A 6609-nucleotide genomic window follows, 5' to 3' on the forward strand; every position below is an offset into this window, starting at 1 on the left:
GCGACGCCCTGCTGCCGGCCCCCCGCGCCCAGCCGGGCTTAAGACCAGGCCCTCGCCCAAGACATCCGCCAAGGCATCGACCTCAATGGCATCATCGACCGGGTTGCGCGACGCTACCTGGAGCAAGCCATGCAGCACACCGGCGGCGACAAGACCCGCGCCGCCAAGCTGCTCGACCTCGGCAGCCCGACCACGCTGACGAACTGGCTCAAGAAGCACAGGGTCGAGCCCTGACGCCATGCGGCTGGCCAGTATCACGGCCGTCGGTCACGGAAGAACTTTGCGACTATCCGGCATTGCCGTATCATTCCGGCATGCATACCTTCGTTGAGTTGCCCCCGTTCTCGCGCTACGCCGCCGATTACTTCGACGACGCCGAGCTTGCTGAGCTGCAAACCTACCTCGACGCCAACCCCAACGCCGGCGACGTGGTGCCGGCAACAGGTGGCGTGCGCAAGCTACGCTGGTCGCGCCCAGGGATGGGCAAACGCGGCGGACTCCGCGTTCTCTATTATGTCCAGGACATCAGAGGACGTATCTGGCTCCTGACGGTGTATGCAAAAAGTGCACGCGAGAACGTCGCTGCCGCCACCCTCAACACCCTGAGAGAGATCGCCGACCATGCCGAGATTGACTGAAGACGAGCTGCAGCGCCGCGACGCCGGGCGCGACTTGAACGCAGAGCTGCTCGACGCGATCGATGACCTCAAGGCCGGGCGAATCGGGCGCGTGACCATGGTCCATGGCGACCAAGTTGTCGAGTCCCCCGTTGCCCGGGCGAGACTGGCCACCAACCTGTCACAGGCCCGTTTTGCGAGCCTGCTGGGCATCTCCAAGCGGACCCTCCAAGACTGGGAGCAAGGCCGCCGCCAGCCCAGCGGCGCTGCGAAGACCCTGATCCGTGTCGCGGAGCGGCATCCCGAAGTCCTGCGCGAGTTGGGCACGGAATAGGTGTGCGTGCCCTCGCACCACCAATGAAGCTGGAAGTACTACAGGCAACGCAAGCACACAGCCTGACCGATACCACTGACCAAAGCCTTCAAGCAAACCATCCAGGCCCGTTCGCAGACCGATCCGGAGTTTCGCATCGCCTTGCTGGAAGAGGCCCTCGACGCCTTTGTGAACAACGACTTGGAAACCGGCAAGCTGCTCCTGCGCGACTACGCCAACGCCAACGTCGGATTCGAGACCCTCGGCGAGCAATTACACAAGAGTCCCAAGAGCCTGATGCGCATGTTGAGTGTGGAGGGCAACCCGCGCGTGGACAACCTGTTCGCCGTGGTCTCCCAACTCAAGGCCCGAGAAGGCGTCTCACTCAGCGTCAGGGCCTCCGCCGGACCGCGGTAAACAGGAATCTTCCAGAGGCGAAGCGAGCCCAGGTCGAGGGGATCCGCGCTTGGCCAACCGAACAGGGAGTTATGCCATGACACCGAGCACATTAAGCTACAAAGGCTACATCGCCACTGTCGAGTATGACCCCCGCGACGGCATCTTCTGGGGCAAGGTCCTCGGGATGGCCGACCGCATCAGCTTCGAGGGTGAAACGCTCCAGGCACTGACCGACGACTTCCACAACGCCATCGACTTCTACCTGACCGATTGTGCCAATACCGGCCGCAACCCGGAGCCACCCCCCAGCGGCGACATGACACTGCATCTGGACCCGGAAACCCACGGAGCGATCCTGGTCGCCGCTACCGCGGCCGGTAAGACGCCGGACCAGTGGGCAGCCGAGCAGTTGGCTCAAGTCGTTGGACGCTGAGCGACTTGGAAGCGGTTGGCCAGCCGGTCGGTCACGATTCGCCCGCGCATTGTGATCCGCCTCTGATGATCGGCAGGCGAGTCCTGACAGCGAGTCCAGAAGCGCTGAGGCAATGCGACGCCGAGCGCAACTTGACTGCGGCGCTGTTGGACGCGATCAACGACCTCGTGGGCGGACAAGTCGGCCGCGTCGGCTTCGCAGCACTGACACCATCAACATCCGGAATCGTCCATCCATGAGCAACACGATATCGCTGGAGTACCCCGAGAACTTGCCGGACGCCTTGCATATGACCCGCGCCGAGCGCGAGCGTGAGGCGCGCCTCGCAATGGCCGCCAAGCTGTTCGAGACCGGCAAGCTGACCTCGGGGCAGGCAGACCGGTTGGTCGGCATGGCCCCGATCGCCGTCCTGGGCGAGCTGAGGCGGCTCAAGGTATCCGCCATTCAAACCGAGCCGGCCGAGCTGGAGCAGGACTTGGCCGCCGCTCTGGCTGCCGCCCCTGATCATCCGCAACAATAGTCAGATCCGCCATCGCGGAGTCCCTTTTCAAGGAGCACAGCAACCGTGCCCGACGTTTTTCTCTGCCACCGCACCGCCGACAAGCCCCTGGTTGAGCAATTGGCCCTAGCCCGGATCGCTCACACCTCTGGCTCCCCGCCCGACACCCTCGCCGAAGTGTGATTCCGGGTGCATTTTCCCGCGACGGCAGTAGCGATCGTTTCCATCGGGGAGCGATGTTGCGCACAATTTGGCCACAATGCGTCGCTTTTCCGCGTTTTGTTGACGCGATTGCGGGTATTGGACAATAGGGGATAGCCGGCACCGGGAAGCGGCGCCGTCAATGCTTCGAGGGTCTTAGCGCAGCGTGGCGCAGCTACGCCGGAGCCGCCCGGATCGGCACTTGCTGGAGATGACGCAGGGCTTGTACGAAGATCGCTTGTGCCGGAAAGCTCTCGGAGAAGGCAATGCGCACCCGGCGCACGCTGATGCGAATCTGCGCGCCGAATTTCAGCAGCCGAGTGCGGATGGTGCCGCATTGCGCGTCGGCGAGATCGGTGTCTCGCAGGCCCAGACGGCGCAGGGTACGCAGCAGCACGTAGGCGAAGGTGCTCAGATACAAACGCAGCTGATTGGCGCGCATGGTGTGGGTGCTGGTGCGGTCGGCAAATAGGTCGAGCTGCTGCTCCTTGATGCGGTTTTCCATATCGCTGCGCGCGCAGTAGATCGCCTCGTAAAGGGTGCGCGGGTCGGCCTCGTCAGCAGACAGCGAGGTCACCACGTAGCGGGGATTGGCGCCGTAGGAGAAGTGCTCGGCCTTGACGATCACGCGCCGCTCGCCGCTCCAGGTCTCAAGGGTGCTGTACTGGAATTCCTCGAACACCCGAGTGGTCTCCTCGGTGCGCAGGTACTCCAACTGCGCTTGCAGCCGCGCGGTGGCGCTCAGCGCGTCCAAGCGCTTGTTTTTGGCCAGGCCGAGCACGTAGTCGACCCGGTGCGCCTCGCACCAGGCCATGATCTCCTCGCGGCAGAAGCCCGAGTCCCCGCGGATGCGGATCTTGGTCTGCGGCAAGTGCTCGCGAATGACCGGCACGATGCGTGCGAGCTCCGCCACGCTACCGTCGCTGGCGTCGCTATCGGCCTTGCGCAAGCGCGCGCAGAGGGGGTGCTCATCGACGAAGATGTACAACGGCAGGTAGCAGTAATTGTCGTAGTAGCCGTGAAAGAACCGCCCCTCTTGTTCGCCATGCAAGGGGTCGTCGGTCGCGTCGAGGTCGATCCAGATCTCCTTCGGCGGGGTGTCGTAGGCCTCGAAGAACAGCGCCAACAGCAGCGCGTCCAGGCCCTCGGTATCGGCGGCGATCTTTTTGTAACGCTCGTCCTCGGCGACCTGCGCCAACGTCAGCTCCAGGCGATTGAGCGTGCTGGAGCTTGCCAGCGCCTTGCCCTTGTCGCGCTCGTGCCGGCGATCCTGACCACTCGGATCGCGCTTGCCGCAGGCGAGTGCCAACAGCGCGTCGAAACGCAACCGATCATGATCGTTGAGGTCTTCATAGCCCAACGCCAGGCCCAAAACACGCTGCGCAACGAGCGTCTCGACGCTGTGCTCGATCAGCTCAGGGTCGCGAAAATCGGTGAATTGCTTGGCCATCCGCGCGAGGATGCCGGTGCGTTGCTCGACCTCGCGCAGCAACAGCGCGCCGCCATCCGAGCTGATGTGTCCGCCGTCGAACTGCGCGATCACCGCGCGCCGGCCGAGGCCGTGAAATTCAAGCTGAGCTCCGCTACCCTCTGTCATCGAAGGGCCGCCCTCTGGTTTGTGCATAACCGGTTGTCTGCACTCCCTTTATGCCTCAGGAGGCGGCCCTTCTTCAACCCCCTGGTGAGATATCCGGGCTAGAGCTGCGCAACGCCGGCCATCAGGTCTGGCTCGACAAGTGGGAGATCGGCGTCGGCGACTCCATCGTCGAGCGCATCAACAGCGGCCTGACGGGGATTGGGTATCTGGTCCTCTGCTACTCCGCCGCCGGCCCGTCGCACTGGACGGATCGTGAATGGCAGTCCACGCTGCACCGCCAACTCTCAGGCCAGCCGGTCAAGATCCTCCCGGCGCGCATCAGCGGCGGCGGGCCGCCGGCGATCCTGGCCGACATCCGCTACGCAGACCTGGTCGTAGATTGGCGGCAGGGTGTCGCCGACCTGCTGGCGGCGATCCGCTGAGGCCCAGTTCATGACAGTCAAGGTCCTGATGGTGCACGCCGAGGGCGAGGCCGACCAAGCCGAGATCCTTACCAAGCCCCTGCGCGCCGAAGGCTACGAGCCGGTGCACCAGGAAACGGTCCTGGTGGGTGACTCCTTCACCGAGCAGGCCTCGCTGCTGCTCGCCACCAACGGCCCGCTGGTGCTCTGCGGCACCATCAAGGCCGCCGGCACCGGGCTCCCGTATCGGCTGCTCAACGCCAAGCGCGCGCAGAAAGGCCGCGTGCAGATCTTTCCAGTACTGATGGAGACCGGGGCCTATCTCGATGTCCTGGCCCAGAATGCCCGCATCGCCGACTACGCGGCCAACCCGGCCCAAGCCGTCGCCGACCTGCTCGCGGCCCTGAAGGCCCGTTGGCCGCTGGACGCCGAGGCCCGCGAGAGCCAGGCGCGACTCGATCTGGAGGCCCGCTACCGCCAGCTCGCGCTCAAGTCCCACGACATCGTCGACCTGGCCAACCTGCCGGAAGACGACCGCCACCTGGCGACCCAAGAGTTGGAGCTGCGCCGGCTCTACGTCCCGCTGCGGCTGCGCCTGGAGGTCCAGACCGGCGATGAGCCCAGCGACGAGACCTTGGCCGCGTTGGAGCAACGCCGCCGCCCCCGCTGGGGTGATGCCGAGCCCGACCGACCGCCCCGGCAGTACGAGCAGGGCGCCGTCGCCCCCATCGGCGAGCGCCTCGGCAGCGCCCAGCAGCTGGTGGTCCTGGGCGACCCCGGCGCCGGCAAAAGCACGCTCCTGCGCTGGCTCGCCACGGCCTACCTGCTGCGGCTGCAACGGGACCCAGACCTGCGCGACCTGCCGGACGTCCAAAGCTTGCCGGACGCGGACTGGCTGCCCATCCTGATCCGCTGCCGCGACCTGCCCCCGGGGCTGCCGCCGGGCAGCGAGACCCTGGACGCCATGCTCGACCACAGCCTGCGCAAGGCGGAGCTCCCCGAGTCCGACTGCACACCGCTGAGGGAGCTGCTGCGGACCAAGCTGCAACAGGGCGCAGCCCTGCTGCTCATCGACGGCCTGGACGAGATCACCGACCCCCGCGACCGCGCCCGCTTCGCCGAGCACCTGACGCACATCCAGCATGCCATCGACCAAGCGCCGATGGTGGTCACCTCCCGCATCGTCGGCTACCGGGAGATGGGGTACCGGATCAGGGCCGGCTTCGAGCACCTCACCGTCGCCGACCTGACCACCGAGGACAAGGTCCACTTCGCCGTGCGCTGGTGCGCGCTGACCGAGCACCCGGAGCGCCGCGTCGATGCCGCCGCCGAGCTGATCCGCGACATCCACTCGACCGACCGCATCGAGCGCCTCACCGGCAACCCGATGCTGCTGACCACCATGGCGCTGATCAAGCGCAAGCTCGGCCGGCTGCCCCAGCGCCGCGTCGACCTCTACGAGAAGGCGGTCGAGGTCCTGCTCAACTGGCGCAGTCAGGTGGACCAGCCCATCGACCCCCGCGAGGCCCTGCCCCAGCTCGAATACCTCGCCCACGCCATGTGCGCCGACGGCATCCAGCAGGTCCGCGAGGACCAGGTCCTGACCTGGCTCCGGCGCTGCCGCGACGAATTCCCGCAGATCCACCCCCTGCGCGAGCATAGCCCCGAGGCCTTCCTTGCCCTGTTGGAGCGCCGCACCGGCCTGCTGATCCAGGCCGGGCTGACTCGGTACGACGGCCGCACCGTGCCGGTCTATGAGTTCCGGCACCTGACGTTGCAGGAATATCTCGCCGCGATCGCGCTGGTGCAGGGGCACTATCGGGATCGGGACCGGAGCAAGGGATTGGCTGAGGTGGTGGGGGCGTTGGCGGGGCAGACCGTTGAGCAGGATGCTCCGTATCGCGGGGCTGAGACGCAGGAGACTGCGGTCGTCGAGAGTTGGCGCGAGCCCTTGCGGCTATGCCTGACGGCCTGTAACGACGACGAGGCCGATGCGGCGCTGCGCGCGATCCTGCGGCCTGCACCCGGCGAGATCAAGACCGAGCGGCCCCGCACCGTGATGGCCGCGCTCTGGTAAGCGTCCGGCCAACTACAGGATTGCCCCCTGCGGCTTGATGTCGTCCAATTTCAAATTGTGCGGCAGCAGTGC

At 65.9% G+C, this 6609-nt stretch carries 9 protein-coding genes; 8 read left to right on the forward strand and 1 reads right to left on the reverse strand.

Going from position 1 to position 6609, the window contains the following annotated elements:
• Positions 1-129: 129 nt before the first annotated feature.
• The 6 genes from QZ607_RS06530 to QZ607_RS06555 all read left to right on the forward strand — a co-directional run bounded on the left by QZ607_RS06530 (position 130) and on the right by QZ607_RS06555 (position 2282).
• Complete coding sequence (locus QZ607_RS06530; RefSeq protein ID WP_295881027.1) at positions 130-234, forward strand: helix-turn-helix domain-containing protein; 105 nt, start codon at positions 130-132, stop codon at positions 232-234.
• 245 nt (positions 235-479) lie between these two features.
• Complete coding sequence (locus QZ607_RS06535; RefSeq protein ID WP_295881030.1) at positions 480-638, forward strand: hypothetical protein; 159 nt, start codon at positions 480-482, stop codon at positions 636-638.
• Positions 622-951, forward strand: a complete 330-nt coding sequence (locus QZ607_RS06540; protein WP_295880991.1) for a helix-turn-helix domain-containing protein — start codon at positions 622-624, stop codon at positions 949-951. Before QZ607_RS06535 ends, QZ607_RS06540 begins: the two co-directional genes overlap by 17 nt.
• Positions 952-1092: 141 nt before the next feature.
• Positions 1093-1347, forward strand: coding sequence for a transcriptional regulator (locus QZ607_RS06545; RefSeq protein ID WP_295880994.1), 255 nt, complete (start codon positions 1093-1095; stop codon positions 1345-1347).
• Between the two features lie 76 nt (positions 1348-1423).
• Positions 1424-1762 (forward strand): type II toxin-antitoxin system HicB family antitoxin, encoded by a 339-nt coding sequence (locus QZ607_RS06550; RefSeq protein WP_295880996.1) that lies wholly within the window; start codon positions 1424-1426, stop codon positions 1760-1762.
• Positions 1763-1997: 235 nt separating this feature from the next.
• Positions 1998-2282: a UPF0175 family protein gene (locus QZ607_RS06555; RefSeq protein ID WP_295880997.1), complete on the forward strand. Its 285-nt coding sequence runs from the start codon at positions 1998-2000 to the stop codon at positions 2280-2282.
• A 355-nt stretch (positions 2283-2637) separates the two neighbouring features.
• Here QZ607_RS06555 and QZ607_RS06560 read toward each other — a convergent pair whose 3' ends face one another.
• Positions 2638-4059 (reverse strand): IS1380 family transposase, encoded by a 1422-nt coding sequence (locus QZ607_RS06560; RefSeq protein WP_295880999.1) that lies wholly within the window; start codon positions 4057-4059, stop codon positions 2638-2640.
• Between the two features lie 50 nt (positions 4060-4109).
• On the opposite strand from QZ607_RS06560, the gene QZ607_RS06565 reads away from it, so the two are divergent.
• Together QZ607_RS06565 and QZ607_RS06570 are read left to right on the forward strand one after the other, a co-directional pair.
• Complete coding sequence (locus tag QZ607_RS06565) at positions 4110-4481, forward strand: toll/interleukin-1 receptor domain-containing protein (protein WP_295881002.1); 372 nt, start codon at positions 4110-4112, stop codon at positions 4479-4481.
• Between the two features lie 10 nt (positions 4482-4491).
• The gene (locus QZ607_RS06570; protein ID WP_295881005.1) at positions 4492-6537 is read left to right on the forward strand and encodes a hypothetical protein; all 2046 of its coding nucleotides are present in this window, start codon (positions 4492-4494) and stop codon (positions 6535-6537) included.
• Positions 6538-6609: the final 72 nt, after the last annotated feature.

This window comes from uncultured Thiohalocapsa sp., assembly GCF_913063425.1.
Classification (GTDB): Bacteria; Pseudomonadota; Gammaproteobacteria; order Chromatiales; family Chromatiaceae; genus Thiohalocapsa.

Excerpts from the sequence above, each read along its gene's own strand:
- QZ607_RS06530 (WP_295881027.1), top strand. The coding sequence starts at position 130 with ATGCAGCACACCGGCGGCGACAAGACCCGCGCCGCCAAGCTGCTCGAC.
- QZ607_RS06535 (WP_295881030.1), top strand. The coding sequence starts at position 480 with ATGGGCAAACGCGGCGGACTCCGCGTTCTCTATTATGTCCAGGACATC.
- QZ607_RS06540 (WP_295880991.1), top strand. The coding sequence starts at position 622 with ATGCCGAGATTGACTGAAGACGAGCTGCAGCGCCGCGACGCCGGGCGC.
- QZ607_RS06550 (WP_295880996.1), top strand. The coding sequence starts at position 1,424 with ATGACACCGAGCACATTAAGCTACAAAGGCTACATCGCCACTGTCGAG.
- QZ607_RS06555 (WP_295880997.1), top strand. The coding sequence starts at position 1,998 with ATGAGCAACACGATATCGCTGGAGTACCCCGAGAACTTGCCGGACGCC.
- QZ607_RS06560 (WP_295880999.1), bottom strand. The coding sequence starts at position 4,059 with ATGACAGAGGGTAGCGGAGCTCAGCTTGAATTTCACGGCCTCGGCCGG.
- QZ607_RS06565 (WP_295881002.1), top strand. The coding sequence starts at position 4,110 with ATGCCTCAGGAGGCGGCCCTTCTTCAACCCCCTGGTGAGATATCCGGG.
- QZ607_RS06570 (WP_295881005.1), top strand. The coding sequence starts at position 4,492 with ATGACAGTCAAGGTCCTGATGGTGCACGCCGAGGGCGAGGCCGACCAA.